Source organism: Sphaerisporangium sp. NPDC004334 (assembly GCF_053602655.1).
Genome location: NZ_JBSGDZ010000008.1, coordinates 223,416 through 246,798 on the forward strand (window position 1 = coordinate 223,416; position 23,383 = coordinate 246,798).

A 23,383-nucleotide genomic window follows, 5' to 3' on the forward strand; every position below is an offset into this window, starting at 1 on the left:
GATCGATAGTAAGACGACACCGCGCCAGCCGGGGGGATCGGCGCGAGCGGAGGCGTGATGGCTCGCAGGTCAAACGTCCAGCACGGTCCGCGGACCGCTGGCGAACCCGAGCATTCGACGTACCCTCCCTCGCCCTACGACCCGGACCTTGACCCCGTGCCGGGTCGCGGACGCAGTGCGCCACGCCGTGGCGGGTGGTCCGGTGGGGGCGGGCGCTGGCTCGTGTGGACGGGCAGAGCGGTGCTGTGGGCGTTGATCATCGTGATCGTCGTCAACGGCGTCCGCGCGCCCATCGAGCGCATGACTCAGGGTGACCAGCCCACCGGCGCGCCGGCCGCGCCTACGGGCACGGGCTTCCCGGAGGCCGACGCCGCCGCGTTCGCCAGCCAGTTCGCGCTCGCGTATTTGAATTACGACGCCGCCAAGCCCGACGACCGGGCCGAGCGATTGAAGCCTTTTCTCCCGGTAGGGGCGGACACTCAATTCGGCTGGGACGGTGTGGGGCGAATGTCCGCCGGTAATTTCCAGCTTTCTGGCATTGATGTGAGTGACGCGCAAAATGCGGTTGTGACGGTTTTCGCCCAGTCCGGCGCGCAGCGCTGGAAGCTCTCGGTCCCGGTCTACTACTCCGAGGGCAAGTTCGTCGTCTCCGGTCAACCGGGGCTGATGCCCGCGGGCGGCCCGGCGAACCTGCCCCAGCTTCCGCAGGCCGACCACGACGACACCGCGGAAAACGAACTGCGACCGCAACTCGAGAACTTCTTCAAGGCCTACGCGGCCGGCGATCCGACCCAGTTGCAGCGTTATGTCATCCAAGGCGAGACGCTCGACGGTTTCGACGGGAAGGTCACGCTGGCCGAGCTGAAGAGCGTCAGCGCTCCGCCGGGCGGCGCCACCCGCGAGATCACCGCCGTGGTCAAGTGGACGTTCGCCCAGGGCGTGGCGCCGTCTCCGGCCGCCACCTCGGGCGGCCAGTCCACAGAGACCGGCGCGCTTGACCAGGCCTACCGGCTCACGGTGGTCAAGCAGGGTGGCAACTGGTACGTCAAGGACATTCGCGGCGGGATGCGGACCGTTGAATGAGACCGCGGCGACTATGGGAGGCGGCGAGGGAGCGGCCAAGGGAGCGCGACGATCCCAAGCGGGTCGGCCGACCGGCGAGCGCGACCATGAGCAGGAGGACCAGAGTTGATAGTGAAAATGATCGTGGAGAACGCGCTGGAGGTCATGACGCCGTCGGCGCCGCCGACCGGCGGCGTGAACACCGCGGGGCTCGCCGACTTCCTCCGGAGGTTCTTCGCCCCGCTGTTCCTCGTCGTGGTCTCCGTCGTCGCCATTTTCTTCCTCTTCACGCGGGAGATCACCAGATTCGTCCAGTTCATCATTCTGGCGGTCGCGATCGGTGTGATCTTCTACGTGCCCAACGTCATCGAGGTGACGGCCAGGGCGATCGCGGGAGCGCTCGGCATCAAATGAGCGCGACCAGGTTGCCGTGACAGGGAGAGGAGGATCGGGTGGACCTGCCTACCTATACCAATATCTGGCGCATTGAGAAGCGGCTCTACAAGCTGTACGACCTTCGGCTGCCGATGCCGCTTCCGATCGTCTGGATCGGTGTGTTCCTGGGCGTGCTGGTCCCCTGGTCGGTGCTCCTGCGCCTTCTCCAGGTCCCCATGGAGATGCCCTGGCACGTGCTGTACCTGGTGCCTCCGGGCATCGTGACGTGGCTGTCCACCCGGCCGGTGATCGAGAGCAAGCGGCTCAACGAACTGCTCCAGTCCCAGCTCCGCTACTTCGGCGAGCCGAAGACCTGGTGCCGCCTCGCGCCGGCCGACGAGCCCGACGAGATCACCTTCACCGCCAAGGTCTGGCGGTCGGCTCCGCAGGCCGCGCTCCTGGCCTCGGCCGAGACCGCGAAGTCCGCCTCCAGGTCCCGGCGCGGCGCCCGCGCCAAGCCCAAGCACACCGCCCCCCGCAAGCGGGCCGTCCCCTCCTGGGCCCCGGCACGGCAGGTCCCCTCCATCAAGGCACGCCCGGGCGAGGTGCGCCCGGCCGTGGCCGCCGCCGCGGCGGCCGTGACCTCGCTGCCGGCCGCCGAGCCCCCCGCCCGCCAGGCCGAACGCCCCCTCGTCACCCGGGGAACGGCCGCCGCCCAACCCGCCGCGGCCCTCCCCGCCATCGCACCGCCCGTCCACGACCCTGCGACCCGGGCGACCGGCACCGCGACACCCACCCCGGCCACTCCCGCCCTCGGCCCCGCGACGTCCGTTCCGGGGTCCGGCATCGGCCGCGCGACACCGGCCATTGGTCCCGCGACGTCCGCTCCCGGGCCCGCCATCGGCCCTGCCACACCGGTCATCGGCTCGGCGACGCCGGTCTCCGGGCTCACCCCGACCGGCTCCGAGGCTCCCGCCGGTCCTTCACGGCCTCGCGTCTCCACCCCTGATCGCATCGTCGTCCGCCGCGATCCGGCCCCTGACCGGCTCGTCGTCCCGCGCCTGCCCTCTCCCGGCCGCCCCGCTCCCGAACAGGGCCTCTCACGCGACCGGGTCACCGAGGCGCAGGGCCTCTCACGCGACCGCGCCCTCCAGGCGCAGGGCCCGTCAGGTGACCGCGTCGCTGAGGAACGGGGCCTGTCACGTGAGCGTGCTCCCGAGCACCAGGGCCTGTCACGTGAGCGTGTCTCCGAGCGGCAAGGGGTCTCGCGTGACCGTGCCGCCGGGCTGCCGGTCTCCGGACGTCCGCAGGCGGGAGCAGCCGCTTCGGGGTACCCCCCGAGCACGCCCGCCTCCGCCGCCGAATCGCCTTCCGCCGAATCGCCGGTCGCGTCCACGGCTCCGGGGGGCACCCCCGCCGAGTCGCCGGCGGCGCCCGCCGCCCACAGGCTCACCTCCGCCGCGCCCGATGCCGCGACCAGCGGCGCCGGCGCCGGGACGCCGGAGCGGTCCGGCGCGAAGGCGGAGGCGACTCCCGCCCCGGGCCAGGGCATCTCGGCCACGCCGCCGCCGATAGGCACCGAGGCGCTGCGCCGCCTGCGCCGGCTCGCGGCTTCCGCGGAAAGCCGCGGCACGACCAGCGTCCCCGGCAGCACCCCTGCCTCGGGTATCGGTCGCCTCGGCATCCCCGCCGGGGGCATCCCCGTCCCAGGCGCCCCTGCCCCGGATCCGGCCGCCACGGCAAGCCCGGCAGGCACGACAAGCACGACAAATACGTCCCCCACTGCTGGTGCGGCGCGCACGGCGAGTACGCCGTCCTCGGGTGGTGCGGCGCCCACGACGGGCACGCCGTCCTCGGCTGGTGCGGCGCCCACGGCCGGTACGCTCCCCGCGGCAGGCACGGTGGATACGGCGCCCGCAGCAGGTGGGGAGGCCACTGCCGCCACGGCAGGTACGGCAGGTGCTCCGGACGCTTCTCGCGTCGCAGGGTCCCCCGGCGTCGCCGGGACCGGGCGTCCTGGGGCGGAGCCGAGCCAGGGCGAGCCGGTGGCCGGTGCGCGGGCCGGTGCCGGGGAGACCGACGTCCGCGAGCAGCACCGCAAGGGGCAGCCGCCTCGTGCCGCCGCCCCGCAGTACCGGCTGCCCGAGTCCCGTACGGTCTGGCCGGTCTCCCGCACCCACCCCTCCGAGACCCCCGCTTCCGAGCCGCGCCCCTCCCGGGCCCTCTCTTCGGAGCGTCCATCCCCGAGCCCCGCCTCTGAACCGCGCTACTCCGAGGCCCCGGCTTCGGCGCCGCGCGCGTCCCAGAGCCCTGCCTCCGAGCCGCGTCCGTCCGAGGCCACGTCCTTCGCCCCGCGTTCCTCCGAGGCGGCCGGTTCGCGGTCGGAGCCGGCGCCGCGCCCGTCCGAGGGGGCGGGTGGTCGTGGAGCCGAGGGCATCGGGACCGAGGCTCCGAGGACCGCCGCCCCGCGGGTTCCGGCGCGGCCCGCCGCGCGCGAGCAGGCGGCGCCGCCGCTGTCCATCCGCGCCGTGCCCACGGGTCCGGGCGCGCCCGCCGACCCGGCGGCGCCGTCGGTCCCCGTGCCCGTGCCCCGTCCGGGAGACGAGCCGCGCGTCCGCCGCGTCGAGTCCGTCGTCGGACGCGACCAGTCGGGCGGCTGGCGACGGCTGGCCCAGGTGGTGGTCGGCGGCGGCGGCCCGAACCGCAACGACGGCATCGAGATGGACGAGGCCAGGGCCCGCACGACGCTCGCGGGCAGCCGCCGCGTCGTCGTCCTCGGCTGCACGGGCGGTGCGGGGCAGACCACGACCACGCTGATGCTCGGCCACACCCTGGCCCGCTACCGCGAGGACCGCGTGGTCGCGGTGGACGCCAACACCGGCGACCACACGCTGACCGGCCGCATCGCCACCGACTCGCCCGAGACGCTGACCTCGCTTCTGGCCGGGCTCGACGGTGTGAGCGGCTACCTGAGCATGCGGGCGTACACGACGCGCTGCGAGTCGGGCCTGGAGGTCGTCGGCTCCGACTCCGACGCGGCCGCGGCCCGGCGGCTCGCCGACCGCGGGTTGTTCTCCGACGAGCGCCTCGCGCACGCCATGCGCGTGCTGGACCGCCACTACAGGCTGATCATCGTCGACCCGGCCGCCTCGATGGCGGCGCGCATGCTCGCCCACGCCGACCAGCTCGTGCTGGTGGCCCCCGCCAGCGAGGACGCGCCGGACGCGGTCGCGATGACCTTCGACTGGCTCGACGGGCACGGCTCCACCGAGTTGCGCCGGCGCGCGGTCATGGTGATCAACGGCGTGAGCCGGCGGAGCATGGCCGGGGTGGAGCAGGCGGAGGCGGTGGCCCGCGGCCGCTGCCGCGCCATCGTCCGCGTCCCGTGGGAGGACGAACTGGCCCCCGGGCACGCCGGCCCGGTCCAGCTCGCGCATCTGCGGGCCTCGGGACGCAGGGCGTACGTCGCCCTCGCGGGAGTTGTGGCAAGCGGCCTGGCGGTGGCGAACCGCCCGAGCGAGGAGGAAGTGGCCCAGTGAGCAGCATGCCGGCGCGGTGCGGGGAGGTAGTGGCTCAGTGACCAGCAAGCCAGCGCGGTGCGGGGAGCGGTCCGCCTGATGGGAAGATCGTCGCGGTCGAGGAGCAGGCTGGCCGTACGCTACTTCGACGATCGGATCCTCCTCACCGACACGTCGGCATGGGCGTATTTCCGGCTTCCGACGGTCAGCTACGAGTTCGTGACCGCCGAGGAGCGGGAGGCGCTGGCCACCAACATCACCATCGCCCTGGCGGCGATCCGCATGACCGACGCCGAGGTGCATCTGCGGGTGGCCCACCGGGCCTATCCCGCCGCCGAGTGGGCGATGGCGCTGAACGCGACCTCCGACGAGGGCGAGGGCTGGCGCGACTACCTGGAGGAGATGTACCGCCACGTCTGGGCCAAGGACTTCTGGACCAAGGAGGTCTACCTCGGCGTGCGGCTCGGCCCGCGGGGCGCGCAGCTCGGCACGGGCGTGCTGGCGCAGCTGCTCGGCTACTACCAGCGCGGCGAGAAGAGTCTGGGCCTGGACGACGACCACGTCCCGGACGCCGAGATCGGCAAGTGGACCGTCCAGGCCGAGCGCCTGGGCCGCGCCCTCGGCTCCAGCGCCCTGTACGCGCGCCACGCCAGCTCCGGCGAGATCGCCTGGCTGTTCCGGCACGCCGCCTCGGGGTCGCTCGGCGACCCGCCGTCCTCGGCCACCCCGTCCAGGCGGTGGGGGAAGGGCGAGATCGAGTCGCTGGTCGAGGGGCAGATCCACAACGGCCGGTCGTTCCTGCGCGTCGAGCAGCCCGAGGGCGACTCCTACGTCGCCCACCTGTCGTTCGCCAGGTTCCCCGACCTGATGCCGTTCCCGGACGGCGAGCCGTGGCTGCACTTCATCGACCAGTTACCGTTCCCGGTCGAGGTCAGCTCGCGGATGCGCCTCATCCCGCCCACCAAGGCGAGCAAGGACGTCGCCCGCAAGCTGGCGCACGCCCGCGACATGGACATCCACATCCGTGAAGCGGGGGCCGAGGCGCCGATCGCCCTGGCCGAGCAGATCGACGCGGCCCGCATGCTGGAACACGGCATCACCAAGGAGCGCCTGCCGTTCGTCTACGGGTGGCACCGGCTGATCGTGGCCGCGCCGAGCCAGGAGATCTGCCTGCAGCGGGTCGAGGCGGTCGTGGAGCACTACCGCGACATGGGCATCGACATCGTCAACTCGACGGGCGACCAGTTCTCGCTGTTCTGCGAGGCGCTGCCGGGCGAGCGGGTGCGGGTCAACGCCTACGCCCAGCGGCAGCCGCTGCGCACGATCGCGGGCGGCATGGCGACGGCCACCGTCGACCTCGGCGACCGCATCGACGAGACCGGCGCCGGGTGGGCCGGCCCGTACATCGGTGAGACGCTCGGCCGGGCGCGGTCGATCGTCCACTTCGACCCGCTCGTGGCCGCGACGCGCAACCGGCCGACGGCCATCGCCATCACCGGCGAGCCGGGCGGCGGCAAGACGACCCTGGCGCTGCTGCTCATCTACCAGATGGCGGTGCGCGGGGTCACCGTCGCGGTCATCGACCCCAAGGGCGACGCCGAGTCGCTGGTTCAGCTCCTGCAGAAGCGCGGGCGCAAGGCCCGCATCATCCCGCTGGGCTCGGCGGCGCCGGGCCTGCTGGACCCCTTCTCGTTCGGGGACGACATCGCGGCCAAGAAGACCATGGCCACCGAGACGCTGCGACTGCTGCTGCCGCGCATGTCGGAGGAACGCGAGTCGGCGATGATCCAGGCCGTCGCGACGGTGTCCAACGGCGCCGACCCGTCGCTGGGCAAGGTCGTCGACCACCTGGAGCAGGCTGAGGACGCAGCCTCGCGCAACCTCGGCGCGGTGCTGCGGTCCATGGCAGAGATGCACCTGGCCCGGCTCTGCTTCGACCCCTCCGGTGGCGAACAGATCGACTCCGAGGGGTGGACCACGGTGTTCACCCTCGGCGGGCTGACCCTTCCCGACGTCGCCACGGCCCGGGACGACTACTCCTACGAGCAGCGCCTGTCGGTCGCCCTGCTCTACCTGGTGTCGCAGTTCGCCCGGCGCCTGATGAACGGCCTGGACCGCCGCGCGCCCAAGGCGATCTTCCTGGACGAGGCGTGGGCGATCACCTCGACACCGGAGGGCGCCAAGCTGGTGCCCGAGGTGTCGCGCATGGGACGTTCCAGGAACACCGCGCTGGTGCTGGTCTCGCAGAACGCGGGCGACCTGCTGAACGAGCAGGTCACCAACTGTCTGTCCTCGGTGTTCGCCTTCCGCTCGACCGAGCGCGTCGAGGTGGAGCACGTGATGGCGCTGCTGGGTGTGGAGCCCTCCGAGGAGCACAAGGCCGCGTTGCGGGCGCTGGGCAACGGCGAGTGCGTCTTCCGCGATCTGGACGGCCGCGCGGGCCGCATCGGGGTGGATCTCATCTCCGAGGACCTGCTGCGCTGGCTGGACACCAATCCGACCCACGACAGGCCCGGCGAGGGCGCGCATGATCCTCGCGGGCGGACCAACAGGCCGGGAGCTGCGCAGGAGGTGCGGTCATGAGTCACCTTGGAAGCGGCGGCAGGACGTCCGTGTGGCGTGCGGGCATGGCGGGAGCGTCGGTGTGGCGTGCGGGCATGGCGAGGACGTCCGTGTGGCGTGCGGGCATGGCGGGAGCGTCGGTGTGGCGTGCGGGCGCGGCGAGGGCGTCGGTGTGGCGTGCGGGCGCGGCGAGGGCGTCCGGGCGTCGCGGAGGCGCGGCGGGCGAGGGCGGACGCGGCAGGCGGCTGCGCCGCAGGGGCGTGCTGATCCTTGCCGTCCTCCTCAGCGTGATCGTGGTTCCCATCGCGTTCTCGCCGACCGTGGCGGGCGCGGCCGGCCCGTGTGACCTCTCGCCCGACCTGTCACCCGAGATCGTGGGCGGCGGCATGGACGGCCTGGTCAAGCCGCCCCCGCCCGACTCCGCCTCCGGCGGCGCCGGCGCGACGGGGACGTCCCCGGCCGCGCAGAGCGCGGTGCCCGGCGTCTCCCCGGCGCCGCAGGGCGGCACGTCCGCGACGGTCGGCAAGGCGGCGGTCCCCGAGCCGCTCACCAACTACGACCGGTACGGCATGGCCGGCCAGTTCTGGCACACCTACGGTCTGGGGTGCAACGACGTCGCGGCGGTGCTCGGCAACGCCTGGGCCAACTCGGTGTTCTCCTGGGCCAAGGACATCGACCGCATGACGATCACCACCTACCAGGCGGCGGCCACCGAGGGACCGCTCCAGTCCATCAAGGACGTGGTGGACGACATCGTCACCAACCTGGCCGACGCCATGTACTGGCCGTACCTGCGGGTGATCGTCCTGCTCGGGGCGGTCTGGCTCGCCTGGTACGGGCTGATCCGCAAACGCGCCAGCACCACGGCCGAGGGCGTCATCTGGATGATCCTCGCCGTCACGGTCGCCGTGTGGTTCTTCAGCCGCCCCGGCGACTTCACCGGCCTGGGCAAGACCGTGACCGACAAGACGGCCGAGGTCGTCAACTCGGCGTTCAGCGGGCTGCCGGGCGCGGGCGGGGCGTCCTGCCTGCCGACCAAGGGCCAGGCCAACCCCAAGGCCGGGCCCGGCGGCTACGGCCAGAACGGCACGCCGGGCGTGGACCAGAACGCCGACGCGCTGTGGTCGACGCTGGTCTGCAAGCCGTGGCTGATGGGCGAGTTCGGCACGGCCGACGCCAAGGCGCCGGTGGTGGCGGTGATGGGGCCGAAGCTGCTCGACATCCAGGCCACCGACCTGCAGGAACAGGTCTCCGGGCAGAAGCAGGCCTCCGGCGCGCACCAGACGAGGTACGAGGAGGAGGTCGCCAAGCCGCTCGAGAGCACCTCCATGTTCTTCCTCTTCCAGGGCAAGGACTGGACCACCCGGCTCAGCATCGCCATCGGGGCGCTCATGGCCGCCATGGTCGCGGGCGTGCTGATCTTCCTGGTCGCGGTGTCGCTCATCGCACTGAAGATCGGTTTCCTGCTGCTGCTCATCCTGGGCCCGGTGTTCCTGCTGCTCGGCGTGCACCCGGGCTCCGGGCGGATCATCGCGATGCGCTGGGTCGAGATGCTCGTCGGCACGCTGCTGAGACAGGCGGTGCTGGCCCTGGTGCTCGGCGTGCTCGTGTACGGGTACGCGCTCATCATCTCCACGAACCTGCCGTGGGGCATGCAGATCATGTTCATCGCGCTGCTCACGATCGCGGTGTTCTTCTACCGGCGTCCCTTCCAGCACCTGTTCGCGTCCATGGACGGGCACACGCTCGCCACCCGGATGCTCGGCGAGGCGGCCTCCGCGCCGACCCTGTCGCGCGCCGCGAACGCCCTGCCGCCGGTCGCGGCGGCCCGCATGGGCCGCTGGGGCCTGCGCAAGGCCGAGCCGGTCATCAACGCGGCGGCCATGGCGGGCGGGGGAGCCGCCGCGGCGGCGGCCGCGTCCGGGGTCGCCCAGGGCCGGGTCAGGGGCGAGGAGGCCGCCGCGGGCGGCCCGCAGCAGCAGGGTTCCCGCGTGCCGGTGGGCGCCCAGCCCGCCCCGCTGGACGCCGACGGGCAGGCGGGCGCGCGGCGCAAGGCCGCCGGGCGCGGCACCGCCATCCCGCGTCCCGGAGCGGCGCCGCCGCTCAACCTGTCGGGACGCGCGGGCAGGGCGGGCGGCGGCCAGGCGAGCCCCCGGCCGCCGACGCGCACCGGCGCGGGTTCCGGCGCCGGCGGCGGATCGCCCGCTTCGGCGGGCTCGGGCGGTGGCGGTGGCGGTTCGGTGGGCGGCTGGTTCGGCGGCCGGTCGGGCGGCTGGGCGTCACGGTCCTCGGCGGCGGGCGGCTCCTCCGGCGGGTCGTCGGGCGGGTCCTCGGGTGGCGGGTCGTCCCGCCGGTCCGAGGCGCCGCGCGCGGCGCGTTCCACGGCCGGCGGCCCCCGCGGCCTGTCCGGCGGCGGCTCCTCCGGCGGTTCGGGTGGTTCGGGTGGTTCGTCCGGTGGTTCGGGTGGCCTGTTCGGCGGAGGCGGCTCATCGGGCCGTTCCTCCGGCGGCCTGTTCGGCGGCGGCTCGTCCGGCCGCTCGTCGGGCGGCTCCTCCGGCAGGTCGTCCGGCGGCTCCTCGCGTTCGTCCGGAGGGTCGTCGCGCTCATCCGGCGGGTCGTCCGGCGGGTCGTCCGGCGGGCTGTTCGGCGGCGGCTCGGGCGGCCGGTCCTCCAACGGGTCCTCGCGGGGCGGGCGCTCGGACGGCGGCCGCTCGGAGGCTCCGCCCCTGTGGTTGCCACCGCGCTCGGGCGGCGGGCGCGGTGAGGACGAGTCCGCGCCGTTCTGGCTGCGTCCGGGCGACGGAGACAAGGACTGACGATGGCCCAGGTGAACGACCGGCGGGGTCTCGTCTTCGCCGGGGTGGTCGTCGCCCTGGCGGCCGTGGGCATCTATCTGTCGATGCGCCCGGCCTCCGGGGGCGACGGCGAGCCGCCGCCCGGCGTGGTCACCACCACGACCGCGGCGCCGCCGCCGTCCTCAGCGGCCTCGCCGGCGCCGGCGATCACCCCCGGCACGTTCGACATCTACGGCTACCTGCCGCTCTCGCGCGAGCAGATCGCCCAGGCGGCCGACACCGCCCAGCGGTTCGCGGCCTCGTACGCCACCTACCGCTACGACGAGGATCCCGCCTCCTACGCCGAGCGGCTGAAGGCGTTCACCACCGGCGAGTTCGGCGCCGTCCTGGCCCGTGACGTGACCACGCCGGCCACCGTGGAGCAGAACCGCGCCGACGAGGTCGTCTCGCAGGGCACGGGCCGGCTGAAGTCCATCCGCGACATCTCGGCGGGGTCGCTCGTCCTGGTGGTGACCGCGGCCCAGCGCATCACGGCCAAGAGCGGGCCGCAGAACCGCAGCGCCGACTACGCGGTCACCCTCACCCAGGTCGGCACCGACTGGCGGGTCTTCGACCTGCAGCCCGCCGACGCCGGCCAGGACGGAGACCCCGGAGGGGCCGGCACGGGGGAGAACGGGGACACCGGCGAGGGGACCACGCAGTGACCTCACGGGTGCGCGTCGCGCTCCTCCTGGGGCTGGCCGGAGTCGTGCTGATCACGCTCGTCATGGCGCCCATGCTCATGAGCACCTTCCCCTCCTTCCTCGGCGGCGGAAGCGGCGTGACCACCGACTGCGCGAACGGCGACAGCGGGGTCGTCAACGTGACCAACGTGTCCGACACCGCCCGCTCCGACATCCCCGCCGACTACCTCCAGCTCTACAAGAAGCACGGCAAGAAGATCGGCGTCCAGTGGACGGTCCTCGCGGCCGTGGGCAAGCGTGAGACCGACCACGGCCGGTCCACCCTCGCGGGCGTGAAGAGCGGGACGAACTACGCGGGCGCCGCGGGTCCCATGCAGTTCCTGATCAGCACGTGGGGCGGCAAGGCGAAGATCAAGATCCCGTCGAAGTTCAGCGGGTACGCCTCCGACGGCGACGGCGACGGCTGGGGCGACGTCTACAACCCGGCCGACGCCATCCTCGGCGCCGCCAAGATGCTCAAGCGCAACGGCGCCCCCGGTGACCTCAAACGCGCGCTGTTCGTCTACAACCACGCCATGTGGTACGTCGAGCAGGTGCTGGAGATCGCCCGACGCTACGCGACCAGCGGCACGCTCGACCTGCCGCCCGAGGCCGACCCCGACTGCGACCCCCCGATCGTGGAGGCCGCTCCGGACGAGGTCGTCCGCCAGATCCTCGCCTACGCGCTGGCCCAGCGCGGCAAGCCCTACATCTGGGGCGGCACGGGGCCGGCGGGGTTCGACTGCTCGGGGATCATCTACATGGCCTACCGGTCGGCCGGGCTGTCCATCCCGCGCACCACCTTCGGCCAGTGGCCGTTCGGCGTGAAGATCAAGAAGGGCGAGGAGCAGGCCGGCGACCTGGTCTTCTTCAACGCGGGCCCGGGGACGTCGTCCGACAATCCCGGGCATGTCGGCATGGTCGTCTCTCCGGGCAAGATGATCGAGGCCCGGTGCACCCTCTGCGGCCCGATCAAGGTCACCACCTACCGCGAGCGCCCCAACATCGTCGGCTACACCCGCCCCCTGCGCAACGAGGACGTCCTGGCCCAGCTCAAACGCCTCCGCACCTGACCCGCGTGCTCGGCACCGCCCTCCTGGCCGCACCACATCGACGAGGCGTACGGCGCCTCCAGGAGCGCTCCGGCGACCGGGACGGCCATGAGCGGCGCCAGAACGGCGAGGACGGCCCCCGCGGCGCCCCGCCGGCCGTCAAGGAGGACTGGTTCCCCGCCCCGGTCGTTATCCGCGGAGTACGCGGTAGATCACCGGGCGGGGCCGGGACACTGCTAGAGCTGATCGTCCCCGGCGAGAGCGGCGCCTGCCGCTTCCCGGAGGTGGCTCGGGCCCGCAGGTTCTGGGAGGCGACAGCGGACCATCAAGCCGCCGCCCGGATTCGGTCGGGCCATCACGGTCATCGCGTGGGCTCTCGCGATCGAAGCGACGATGGAAAGGCCCAGGCCAGAGCCGTCGGCGCTTCGCGTACGGTCGGGCGCCATACGGCGGAAGGGCTCGAACAGCTCGGGAATGCGATCCGCCGGGACCTCTGGACCGGTATTGGACACGACCAGCCCGTCATCCGGTGTCAGCCGTACTTCCACGCTTCCATCGGGCACATTGTGCCGGACCCCGTTCTCCACCAGGTTGGTCACCAACTGGGTGAGCAGTACGGGGTCCCCCATCACGGTGGTGGGCCGGGACCGCAGCGTGACCCTGGGGAAGCCGGCCACAACGTCGGCGGCGACCCGGTCGAACCGCACGGCCTCGACCTCGTCGAGGTCGAGGCCGTGGTCGCTGCGTGCCAGCACGAGTAGTCCGTCGATCAGGCGCTCCGTCCGCCGGTTGGCCTCCAGCAACTCCGCTCTGAAGCGCTCGATCCGTTCGGGTGTCGGGTCGGCCAGGCCGATCTGGATGGCCGCCCGCTGAATGGCGAGCGGCGTCCGCAGTTCATGCGAGGCGTTCGCGACGAACCTGCTCTGTGCGGTCACCGCGCGCTCGAGGCGGTCGAGCATGGCGTCGAAGGTGTCGGCCAGCTCTTTCAACTCATCCTTCGGCCCTTTGAGCGCGATCCGTTCGTCCAGATTCGTCAGCGACAACCGCCGGGCGGTCGCCGTGATCCGCCCCAACGGCCGCAGTGTGCGCCCGGACAGCCACCACCCGGCCCAGATCGAGACACCGATCAGCACGACCCCCACGACCAGCGTGATGATCGAGATGCCGGGGCCGGTGGTGGCGGCGTGCCGCTCGATGACGGGCGTGCCGTCGGGGCCGAAATCGACGACGGCCGACTTGGTCGTCGACTGGTACACGACGCCGTAGGCGAACAGGACGTTGACGGCCACCAGTACGGCCATGGACGTGGCGACGAACAGGACACTGTAGAGCGCGGCGAGCCGGAACCTGAGCGTCATGACAGGTGGTATCCGCTGCCGGCGACCGTCCCGATGACCGGAGGGTCGCCGAGCTTGGCGCGCAGCTTGCTCATGGTGACCCGGACGACCCCGCTGAAGGGGTCGGTGTGCTCGTCCCAGGCCCGCTCGAGCAGTTCCTCCGCGCTCACGATCGCGCCGTCCGCCCGCATGAGCACCTCCAGCAGGGCGAACTCCTTGCGCGACAGCGCCAGATAGCGGCCGTTCCGGAACGCCTGCATGCGCGGTGTGTCCAAAACGATGTCCCCGTGGGTCAGCAGTGGCGGGACGGGCGCCCGGCTGCGGCGTCCGAGGGCCTGGACACGTGCCACGAGTTCCTCGTAGTCGAACGGCTTGGGCAAGTAGTCGTCGGCGCCGAGGCCGAGCCCGGCGACCCGGTCGCGCACGGACGCCGCCGCCGTCAGCATCAGGATCCGCGTACGGGCACCCACTTGCGCGAGGTCCCGGCAGATGGCGTCGCCAGGCGTCCCCGGTAGGTCGCGGTCCAGAACGAGCACGTCGTAGTCGTGGACGCTCAGCCGTTCGGCCGCCGCCGTGCCGTCGTAGGCGACGTCGACCGCCATCGCGTACCGGCGCAGCCCCTCGGCGACCAGGTCCGCGAGAGCCTTCTCGTCTTCGGCCACAAGCACACGCATGACCCAAGTCATACCCGTTCAGGGGTTACCTGGGCGTTAACGAGCGCGGAGACGACCGCGAAACGTCCCCTCCGCGATCGTCTGCCGCATGAGAAGACTCGTCATCGTCCTGGCGTTCCTGGTCGCGGGATGCGGCGCCATCCCGGGCCTCGGCGCCGACGCCAAGAAGCACGACCAGCTCGTCAAGTACGCCCAGTGCCTGCGAAAGCAGGGAGTCAACGCGTCCGACCCGCCGGCCGGTGAGGACGGCTTCAACCTCGACGGCCGTGGTGTGCCCAAGGACAAGCTCGAAGCCGCGCTGAAGACCTGCAAGAAGTACGCCCCGCGGGAGGAACCTCCGAGCGCGGATGACATCGACAGAATGCGCAAGACGGCCGCCTGCCTGCGCAAGAACGGCGTCGACGCGTCCGACCCGACGGCCGCCGAGCCGGGGATCCGAGTCGGCTCGCCGCCGCCCGGCAAGGACCTCGACGCCATCATGGCCGCCTGTCAGAAGGAGGTGGGGGAGTGAGACGGCTGGTCGCCCTGGCGCTCGTGCTGACCGCCTGCGCTCCGACGCAGGCGGCCACCCCGTCGTTCCCCACGACACCCGTCGTCCGTACGGACCTGGTGAGCAGGACCAACGTGGACGGCACGCTCTCCTACGCCGGCCGCACGACCGTGGCTGGCGGTGCCGGGATCGTGACGTGGCTGCCCGTTGACGGCCGGATCATCAGGCGCGGCCGGCCGGTCTACGCGGCCGACGGGCACGCCGTTCCGCTCATCTACGGGCGGACCCCACTGTGGCGAACGCTGTCGGTCGGGCTGCGGGGCCGGGATGTGCGGGTGGTCGAGCGGAATCTCGCCGCCTTGGGCTACTCGCTGGTCGTGGACGACCGGTTCACCTGGGCGACGGCGCAGGCCGTCAAGGCGTGGCAGCGCCACCTCGGCCGGCCCCAGACCGGCACGATCACCCCGTCGGACACCGTCGTGGAACCAGGCCCGATCAGGGTCGCCTCCCGTACCGCACGACTCGGCGGGCTCGCCTCGGGCCCGCTGCTCACCGTCACCGGCCTGAGACGTCAGGTCGTCGTCGACGTTCCCGTCGACCGGCAGCAACTCGCGGTCAGAGGCGGCAAGGTGACCATCACGCTCCCCGGCGGAAAGACCACGACGGGGCACGTCACCACCATCGGCACCGTCGCCAAGGCGGCGACCACCGGCCAGACCGGGCAGGGCACCGAGACGGCCACCATCGCCGTCACGATCGGCCTGGACCACCCGAGGGCCGCGGGACGTCTGGTCGCGGCACCTGTCACCGCCGGGTTCGCCGGCGCCGTTCACAAGGGCGTGTTCGCCGTCCCCGTCGAGGCCCTGCTCGGGCAGGCGGACGGCACGTTCGCGGTCAACGTCGCGGGAAGGCTCGTCCCGGTCGAGATCGGACTGTTCGCCGGGGGGCTCGTCGAGGTCACCGGAGTGGCCGAGGGCACGCAGGTGCAGGTGCCCAGACCATGAGCGTTATCGAGCTGGAGCACGCGTCCAAGACCTACCCCGGTGGGGTGTGCGCCTTGCGGGACGCGACGCTGACGATCGGCCCAGGGGAACTGGTGGCCGTCTGCGGGCCGTCCGGGTCGGGCAAGTCCACCATGCTGCACCTCATGGGGACGCTGGACCGGCCGAGCGAGGGCCGCGTCAGGCTGCTCGGCCACGACATGGCCACTCTGTCCGACCGGCGGCTGTCGGCGGTGAGAGCGAACTGGATCGGGTTCGTCTTCCAGCAGTTCTTCCTCACCGCCCATCTGACGGCCGCGGAGAACGTGGCCACGAGGCTGCTCTACCTGGGCGTCCCCGCCCGCCGCCGCATCATGGCCGCGCACGAGGCGCTCGAACGCGTCGGGCTCGGCGATCGGCTCACCCATCGCCCCCACGAGCTGTCGGGCGGCGAACGCCAGCGGGTGGCCATCGCCCGCGCCCTGGTCGCCCGGCCGGTGGTGCTGTTCGCCGACGAACCCACCGGCAACCTGGACACGGCCTCCGGCGCGGGCATCGTCGACATCCTGTGGAAACTGCACGAGGAAGGCACCACAGTCGTGGTCATCACCCACAACACCGACCTGGCCGAGGCGCTCCCACGTCGCGTGGACGTCTTGGACGGGAGGCTCCAGTGATTCCCGAACCGGCCCGGCTGAGCCCGTGGGACCTGGTCGCCGTCGGGCTGGCCGGGCTGCGGGCACGCCGGGGAAGGGCCGTGCTGTCGGCCCTCGGAGTGGCCATCGGGATCGCGTCGATGGTCGCCGTGATGGGCATCAGCGCGGTCAGCGGCGCCGGTCTCCAGGAGCAACTCGCCCGTGTCGGGACGAACGTGCTGACCGTGGCGCCGGGTCATTCGATCAGCGGGAAACAGGCGTCACTGCCGCTCGAATCGGTCGCCCGCGTCTCCCACATCCCCGGCGTGGTGGGGGCCACCGCCATCGCGTACGTGGAAGGGGCGACCGCGCGCCGTACCAGGCTGATCGACCCGGCGGTCACCAACGGAGTGGGAGTCGCCGCCGTACGGCTGGACCTCCTTGCGACGCTGAAGGGGACGGTCAGGTCCGGCACGTTCCTCAACCCGGCCACCGCCCGGTACCCGGCCGTCGTCCTGGGCACGTACGCCGCGGACCGGTTCGGGATCGACCGGCCCGGACGGCAGATCTACATCGCGGGCCGGTGGATGACGGTCATCGGCATACTCGACTCGCTCCCCCTCGCCCCCGGCCTCGACAACGCCGCGCTCGTCGGCTGGCCGTATGCGGAAAAGGAACTCGGCTTCGACGGCCACCCCACCATCGTGTACGAACGGTCGGCCGACGACCGCGTCACCACGATCGCGAAGGCGCTCGCCGCGACCGCAGACCCCGAACATCCCGACCAAGTCCAGGTCAGCCGCCCGTCCGACGCTCTCACCGCGGAATTGGCCGCGCGTGCGGCGTTCAACGGCCTCTTCCTCGGACTCGGCGCGGTCGCCCTCCTCGTCGGAGGCATCGGCATAGCCAACGTCATGGTCATCTCGGTGCTGGAACGCCGTCAGGAGATCGGCCTGCGCCGCTCCCTCGGGGCCACGCGAGGGCAGATCCGTCTGCAATTCGTGGTCGAAGCGGTGGCCCTGTCCCTGTGCGGGGGCGTCACGGGGACCATCATCGGCCTGGCCGCGAGTCTGTTCTTCGCCTTCGCCCAAGGCTGGCCTCTGGTCCTCCCCACCCAGGTGATCACCCTCGGTGTCACCGCGGCCGTGCTGGTCGGAGTCGTCTCCGGCCTCTACCCGGCCCGCCGCGCCGCCGCCCTCACTCCGACCGAGGCCCTGGCGACGGGATGAACGCACCCTTCTCAGGCCGGGTAGCGGCCGGCATCGACGGAGGCGATGTCGTACTTGCTGTAGCGTGGCCGACCGGCACTTGAAGGGACGACCGGGGAGGCCGCGTGGCGCAGTGGTCGGGGGATCCGAACGAGCCGGGGGACCGGCGTCCACACGGCCGACCGCTTCCGGGACATCCGCTTCCGGGACATCCGCTTCCGGGACACCCACCGCAAGGTCCGCCTCCGCCGCCCCGGCCGAAGAAGATGGGACGGGCGGTCGTGGCCGTGGTGGTGTCCTTGGTCGTGGTGTGCGGGGTGGCGACGGGCGGCTGGCTGGTCTGGCGCAACCTGGGCGGCGGCGGCACCGGGCCGGACGCCGGCCGGTCCGGGCTCGAAGCGCTCAAGAAGGGCACGCTCACCGCGCAGGACGTCGCGAAGATCGACCCGGCCGCGCTCTTCTTCGCGAGCTTCAGGGCGACCGCCATGCAACCGATCATGCGCATCACCGAGGAGTCGTACACCGATCACGGCAGGTTCCAGGCCGCCAAGCCCGACTACGTCTGGGAGAGCGGCTTCGACTACCGCACCAAGCAGTGGCGCCTGGCCTGGGGAGCGGCCGACCAGGGGGCTCCGATGTCGGTCTGCGTCGACGGTCACGCCTACCTGTACAGCTACCGCTTCAAGAACTGGACCGACCGCGGCACCGGCGACCCCATGTGCCAGACGAAGTCGGCCTACCGCTACATCACCGACAACCTCTCCTCCGGCGGCATGACCGCCGCCCAAGCGGACGCGTGGATCGCGCACCTGCGGAAGGAGTACAAGGGCCTTGTCGACCCGGCCGCGCCCCGGCTCGCCGAGGTCAAGGGGAAGCAGTACCTCCGGCAGGTCGTGGACATGACGCCGGTCCAGCGGGCCGACGGACTGTACTACGGCGGGCAGGCGCTGATGTGGTCGTTCAAGGCGTCGGGCCTCGACCCGCAGGCGCACCCCTACAGCTACCGCGGCGCGATGAACAGCGGCTACCACGCGGTCTACTACATCGACCCCCGTTCGCTGCTGCCCGCCTACTCCGAGATCGAGCAGACCCCCGGTCGCGGTTCGGACGGCGGCCCCGTGGCCGGGGGCGGCTGGTACAAGTGGCGGGTCCGGTACCACCTGCCCGGCGGCCTGCCCGAGATCACCCCCGGCGGCCCGCCGCCGCGGCCGAAGGTCGACTGGGGGATCGATGGGGGTCACCCTTGATCTGAGCGCCGGTTGGCGGCCTCCAGCGGCGCGATCCGGGCAGACTCCCTAGTCTTTACCCGCATGGAGAAGATTGTTGTGGCGGCGGCCATCGTCGAAGGGGGCAGACTGCTGGCCGCCCAGCGCGCGGGACCGCCGGCGATGGCCGGCGGGTGGGAGTTCCCCGGCGGCAAGGTCGATCCGGGAGAGAGCGACCTAGAGGCGCTGATCCGCGAGTGCCACGAGGAACTCGGCGTCGGCATCGCGGTGGGCGACCGTGTCGGCGGCGACTGGCCGCTGAGTCCCGGGTACGTCATGCGCGTCTGGCTGGCCCGGCTCACCTCCGGCGTGCCGCACCCCCTTGAGCACTTGGCGCTCCGGTGGCTCGCTCCTGACGAGCTCTACGACATCGCCTGGTTGCCCGCCGACCTACCGGTCGTCCGGGTCGTGGAAGATCTGATCCCCCAGGGTTGAACGCCGCCGAGGTGTGAGATAACAGTCACGGACAGTGATGTGTTTGTCGCGCATCGTATCGGGGGAACGGGGTTCTGCGGTGGCCGGTTGGTGGCAACGTGCTCGGGTGATGTCCGTCGTCGGAGTCGGCGCCGGCGCGCTGGTGCTGGGAAGCGGCACCTCGCCGCTCCTCGCGCGCGCGGCGGAACGCGGGTCGATGGACCCGCCAGAGTCCGTCGATGCCGCCAAGCTCACCGTCCGCCTGATGCTCGCCGGGCGGCCTGCGGAAAAGGCGGGGCCGGTCCGGGCGGGGGACGTCCTGCACTTCCGCGTCCGCCTCGACGCGCAGACCGGGCGGGCCAGGGTGGCGGTGTCCGCCAGCCCCGAGGGGGCGCTGTCCTCCGTCGGCTGCGAGGACCTCGCCCGCACGCCGGTGCGGCCCGGCGCGCGCCTGCGCGTGTGCGATTTCAAGGAGGTCGCCGGCACCAAGGACGTCGACGTCGCGGTGCGGGTACCGCGCGAGGCGGAGCAGGTCGGCGTCACCGCCATCGCCCACCTGCGCGACCCCGCGGGGGTCCAGTGGATCCGGCGCACGGCCGAGGCCAAGCTGCTCATCGACGACAAGGGGTTCGGGGACCTCAAGGCCACCGACGGCCTGCTCCCCGGTCCGGCCGCCGGCCAGTCCCCGGGCGAGGTTCCGCCGGACGGCGTCGCGGCGGGCGAAAGCGGACCGGCGGGCGGCGAGGCACGCGGTGACGGCACCGCCCTTCTGGCCGATCGCGCGGCGTGGGGCGTGAAGCCCGGCGGCAGGCGCTCCACGGCCGGCGGGGACGATGACGACCCGGAGAGCATCGGCGCGACGACCGGCACGGGCGACACCACTGGCGACACCACGGGCGGCGACACCCGCGACCTCGGCGACACGAGTGACGCCGATATCTCGGCCGACAAGCCGGGCACGTCCGGCAAGCAGATTCCCGCGGCTCCGGCGTCACTGCCCCAGCGCCCCGACGCCCGCCCCCGCACCTCGTCAGCAGGCCCCACCGGCCCCGAACCGGCACAGGGCTCCGGGGCCGAGCAGGCCGGAGCCGACCAGAAGGCCAAGCCCGAAAGCCCGGCCGCCAAGCCGGGCTCCGTGCCCGAACTCGCCGGAGGCCGTCCCGCCGAAAGCGTCGCACCTCCCTTGCTCGCGAGCCCTGAGGCCGTGGTCCCCTCGGTCGGTGATCGTGCCGTCGTGGGCGCGGAGCCGGGTGGCCGTGAGGCCGAGGGGGCGGCGGCCGGTGGCCGTGAGGTCGAGGGATCGGCGGCCGGTGACGGTGAGGTCGCGGGGTCGGCCGCCGGTGGTCGTGAGGCCGGAGGTTCGGCGGCCGGCGAGGGGAAGTCCCACGGCAAGACGGGCAAGACGGGCAAGCGGCATCGGGCGATCAGGCCCGAGGCGTCACGGGCCATGGCCGGGACGGACTCCGGCGACGCGCGTCCGGACGCGGTCGTCGCCGGACCGATGCCGTCTCTCCCGCACCCGGCCCCGGGTGTCCCGGCGCGTCCCGATCAGCGGCTTCGTCCCCGTTCCGCGTATATCGCCGGCCCGGCGCACCTTCCCGGCCCCATGCCCCTTGTGGCGCCGGCGTGGGCGCCCCGGGCGATGCCGCCGATGAGCACCGGCGTACGGCTGCCCCTGGCGACGCCGTCCGCGCCGGTGCCGAGTCCCGCGCAGGTCAGGGGCCCGGTCATCGCTCCGGGCGCGGGCAACGCCCCGAGCGTGAAGGCGGCGCCGCGCGTCCAGCCCTACGGCGGGGTCCCTGGGCAGGCCGGGGCGCGGGGCCCGATTCCCGGGCAGGCCGGGACGGTCATCGCGGGCCGCGTTCCCGGCCGGGCGCCGGGCGCCGTCCCCGGGCAGGGCCGTGCTGAGGCGGGCGTCCCGGGCAAGGGCCATTCGGGGACGGGCGCGCCGGGGCGGAGCAAGGTGCAGGGGCGGGGGGCCGTCGCCGGCCAGAGCGGTGCGGGACGGATGCTTCCCGGGCAGGTGGGGACGGTTCCGCTGCCGGCGGGAGCACGGCCGGGCGCCGTCCGGCCCCGGCCGGGGCAGGCCATGGGCGCCCCGGGTGGCGTAGCTCCGGGGGGTGTGCCGGGCGGCGTCATTCCCGGCGGCGGCGCCCCGGGTGGTGTTCCGGGCCTCGTCGGTCCGGGTGGCGTGCCGGGAGCGGCTGTTCCCGGGGCGGCCGTTCCAGGGAGTGTTCCGGGCATCGTTCCCGGGGGCGTCCCTGGGGGTCTTCCGGGCGGTGCTTCTGGGGCCGGCGCTCCCGGTGCTCCGGGGGCCGGTCCGCGGGGCGCGGCCGGGTCCGCCGTCCCGGGGGGCGGTACCGGGGCCGGCGCGGGGGTCGCTCCTGGGGCGGTCCTGCCGGGCGCCGTGCCCGGAGGAGGGCCACAGGGGTCCTCGGCGGGGGCTCCGCCGCCGCAGGATCCCCGCCCCGCCAGGCAGGGCCTGATGGCCGATGCGGGGGACGACGAACTCGAAATGGTCCGCGGCCTGCCCGCCGCCGGGGCGGCGGTGGTGATCCTGGTCGGCGCGCTGTGGTTGCAACTGAGGCTGCGGCGCAGGTTCGCGGCGCGGAAAACCGGGGAGTCGAAGAAGCTCTGAGGTTGAACACCCTTTACTGTTACTTTGGCCGGTCTAGACTTTCGTAGTGATCGGCAGGGTGGCACCTCGGAAGGCGGCATCGGTGAGCGGACGCGTGCATGTGACGGCCGTGTCCGCGGTGTTGGGGGCGCTCGGCCTGACCGGTGTCGTCCTGCTCGCCACGGCGCCGATGACCGCGCCCCGGGCGAACGCGGCCCAGGTCGTGATGGCCGACCCCACCGATCAGGTGGAGCCGACCGACCCGACCATCACCGACGACCCCGGGGCCGGCCCGCTGGACACTCCGGAGCCCGATCCCACCGTGACGGTGACGATCACGACCAGCCCTGACCCGACGGTCACCCGCACCAGGACCGTCACCCCGAAGCCGACCAAGACGGCGACGAAGCCCCCCAAGCCCAAGCCGACGGCGACCAAGACGGCTCCGCTCGCGCCGCCGCCCACCCTTGAGAGCACGCCGTTCACCACCCCGCCGGCGATCCCGTCCAGCGCGCCGCTCATCACCCCCTCCACCCAGCCCGTGGAGACGCCGGCGCCCGACCCGATGGTGTCGCTGGCCCTGGCGAGCCCGACGCCGACGCCGAGCGCCTCGGAGTCCCTGGACGCGGCCGCGTCGTTCGATGACCCGACGCCCGACTCGGTGCCGATCGAGATCCGCAACGCCTCGCCCGAGTACGACCAGCTCACGCTGAGCAGGAAGCTCGCCATTCCCGGCGTGCTGCTGGCCGTCCTGGTGATGCTCGGCGTGCTGATCTTCGAGGGCCGGGTGCGGCGGCTGGCGCACGCGGCGGCGGTACGCAAGGCGGGCCCGCGCGCGCCGGGCAGGCACCGCGGCGACGAGCTCCCCGCCGGCCTGCCGATGCCGGGCTACCCGATCTACCACGGCGGCACGGCGTACGCGCCGATCATCAGCTTCGTCCCGGTGCAGGGCTATCCGAACGTGCCCGGCGCGCCCCAGGGGTACGGCGCCCAGGACCCGCAGGGGTACGGCCTGCCGTACGACCCGCAGGGGTACGGCGTGGTGTACGAGCAGGGGCACCCCGGGTACGGGCACCCGGGCGACGGCGGCCCGGTCGCGCTGCCGGCCGGGATGACCGGCGCCGCCGAGCCGTGGCCCCGTGCGGACGCACAGGGGCCCGCCGGCCCCGGCGCGGGTTCCGGCCTCGCCATGCCCGGCACAGGGCCGCAGAACGGCGATCAGCTCGCTCCAGGACCATGGACGCCGGACGCCGGCGCGCGCGACACGACCCTGCAGGCGCCGCTCCCCGGCGCCGTCCCGGCCGACAAGCCGAGCGCCGGCCTCCTCGGCCTCTTCGGTCGCCTCCGCCGCAAGGGCTGACCCACGCGGACCGTCTCCGCGGCGGCCTCTGCCAGGGCCGTCCGCCTCCGTCGTGAGGGCTGGTCCGCCTGCCATGCACCGGTCACGCCGGACGCGGCGCGGCGAAATCCCTGCAATGCCGTCGGAAACCGACCGGCCTGGGATGAGGGCCGCCGGAAACGGAACAGCTGGTGCGGTGACCACGTACGTTCACCGGGCGCGGCTCTCCACCCCGGCCACGTGCTGGCAGTGATCGGCGCCGGGTCGGCGGGTCGTGGTATGGCGATGCCGGCGCCTGCTACGGCGCCCGAGCCGGTCAGCGTTCGTGGACAGCGCAC

The 23,383-nt window shown here is 73.0% G+C and carries 17 protein-coding genes; 15 read left to right on the top strand and 2 right to left on the bottom strand.

The features are described 5' to 3' along the window. The first annotated feature begins 261 nt into the window (after positions 1-261). The 7 genes from ACWEN6_RS12385 (at position 262) to ACWEN6_RS12415 (ending at position 12,107) form a co-directional block, all read left to right on the top strand. Complete coding sequence (locus ACWEN6_RS12385; RefSeq protein ID WP_452570324.1) at positions 262-1,083, top strand: conjugal transfer protein; 822 nt, start codon at positions 262-264, stop codon at positions 1,081-1,083. 117 nt (positions 1,084-1,200) lie between these two features. Then, the gene (locus tag ACWEN6_RS12390) at positions 1,201-1,476 is read left to right on the top strand and encodes a hypothetical protein (protein ID WP_452570260.1); all 276 of its coding nucleotides are present in this window, start codon (positions 1,201-1,203) and stop codon (positions 1,474-1,476) included. Positions 1,477-1,514: 38 nt separating this feature from the next. Then, the gene (locus ACWEN6_RS12395) at positions 1,515-4,976 is read left to right on the top strand and encodes a TcpE family conjugal transfer membrane protein (RefSeq protein ID WP_452570261.1); all 3,462 of its coding nucleotides are present in this window, start codon (positions 1,515-1,517) and stop codon (positions 4,974-4,976) included. A gap of 78 nt (positions 4,977-5,054) precedes the next feature. Then, positions 5,055-7,538: an ATP-binding protein gene (locus ACWEN6_RS12400; RefSeq protein ID WP_452570262.1), complete on the top strand. Its 2,484-nt coding sequence runs from the start codon at positions 5,055-5,057 to the stop codon at positions 7,536-7,538. Positions 7,539-7,612: 74 nt separating this feature from the next. Further along, entirely contained in the window at positions 7,613-10,333 is a 2,721-nt protein-coding gene (locus ACWEN6_RS12405; protein WP_452570263.1) for a type IV secretion system protein, read from the top strand. A gap of 2 nt (positions 10,334-10,335) precedes the next feature. Further along, positions 10,336-11,016 carry a hypothetical protein gene (locus tag ACWEN6_RS12410; RefSeq protein WP_452570264.1) on the top strand — a complete coding sequence of 227 codons (681 nt, stop codon included), beginning with the start codon at positions 10,336-10,338 and terminating at the stop codon, positions 11,014-11,016. Next, positions 11,013-12,107, top strand: coding sequence for a C40 family peptidase (locus ACWEN6_RS12415; protein ID WP_452570265.1), 1,095 nt, complete (start codon positions 11,013-11,015; stop codon positions 12,105-12,107). The genes ACWEN6_RS12410 and ACWEN6_RS12415 overlap by 4 nt, the downstream gene beginning before the upstream one ends. Before the next feature lie 215 nt (positions 12,108-12,322). Here ACWEN6_RS12415 and ACWEN6_RS12420 read toward each other — a convergent pair whose 3' ends face one another. Continuing rightward, positions 12,323-13,387 (bottom strand): sensor histidine kinase, encoded by a 1,065-nt coding sequence (locus tag ACWEN6_RS12420; RefSeq protein ID WP_452570266.1) that lies wholly within the window; start codon positions 13,385-13,387, stop codon positions 12,323-12,325. A gap of 53 nt (positions 13,388-13,440) precedes the next feature. After that, complete coding sequence (locus tag ACWEN6_RS12425; RefSeq protein WP_452570267.1) at positions 13,441-14,097, bottom strand: response regulator transcription factor; 657 nt, start codon at positions 14,095-14,097, stop codon at positions 13,441-13,443. 88 nt (positions 14,098-14,185) lie between these two features. On the opposite strand from ACWEN6_RS12425, the gene ACWEN6_RS12430 reads away from it, so the two are divergent. The 8 genes from ACWEN6_RS12430 to ACWEN6_RS12465 all read left to right on the top strand — a co-directional run bounded on the left by ACWEN6_RS12430 (position 14,186) and on the right by ACWEN6_RS12465 (position 23,066). Then, positions 14,186-14,608: a hypothetical protein gene (locus ACWEN6_RS12430; protein ID WP_452570268.1), complete on the top strand. Its 423-nt coding sequence runs from the start codon at positions 14,186-14,188 to the stop codon at positions 14,606-14,608. Beyond that, positions 14,605-15,591, top strand: coding sequence for a peptidoglycan-binding protein (locus ACWEN6_RS12435; RefSeq protein ID WP_452570269.1), 987 nt, complete (start codon positions 14,605-14,607; stop codon positions 15,589-15,591). The genes ACWEN6_RS12430 and ACWEN6_RS12435 overlap by 4 nt, the downstream gene beginning before the upstream one ends. After that, entirely contained in the window at positions 15,588-16,244 is a 657-nt protein-coding gene (locus ACWEN6_RS12440; RefSeq protein WP_354840222.1) for an ABC transporter ATP-binding protein, read from the top strand. Before ACWEN6_RS12435 ends, ACWEN6_RS12440 begins: the two co-directional genes overlap by 4 nt. Then, positions 16,241-17,431 carry an ABC transporter permease gene (locus ACWEN6_RS12445; protein WP_354840225.1) on the top strand — a complete coding sequence of 397 codons (1,191 nt, stop codon included), beginning with the start codon at positions 16,241-16,243 and terminating at the stop codon, positions 17,429-17,431. The genes ACWEN6_RS12440 and ACWEN6_RS12445 overlap by 4 nt, the downstream gene beginning before the upstream one ends. A gap of 245 nt (positions 17,432-17,676) precedes the next feature. Further along, entirely contained in the window at positions 17,677-18,657 is a 981-nt protein-coding gene (locus ACWEN6_RS12450) for a hypothetical protein (protein WP_452570270.1), read from the top strand. Positions 18,658-18,720: 63 nt separating this feature from the next. Beyond that, a complete protein-coding gene (locus tag ACWEN6_RS12455) occupies positions 18,721-19,110 on the top strand; it encodes a (deoxy)nucleoside triphosphate pyrophosphohydrolase (RefSeq protein ID WP_452570271.1) in 390 nt (129 codons plus the stop codon). Positions 19,111-19,219: 109 nt separating this feature from the next. Continuing rightward, the gene (locus ACWEN6_RS12460; RefSeq protein WP_452570272.1) at positions 19,220-21,727 is read left to right on the top strand and encodes a hypothetical protein; all 2,508 of its coding nucleotides are present in this window, start codon (positions 19,220-19,222) and stop codon (positions 21,725-21,727) included. A gap of 82 nt (positions 21,728-21,809) precedes the next feature. Next, positions 21,810-23,066 (top strand): hypothetical protein, encoded by a 1,257-nt coding sequence (locus tag ACWEN6_RS12465; RefSeq protein WP_452570273.1) that lies wholly within the window; start codon positions 21,810-21,812, stop codon positions 23,064-23,066. Positions 23,067-23,383: the final 317 nt, after the last annotated feature.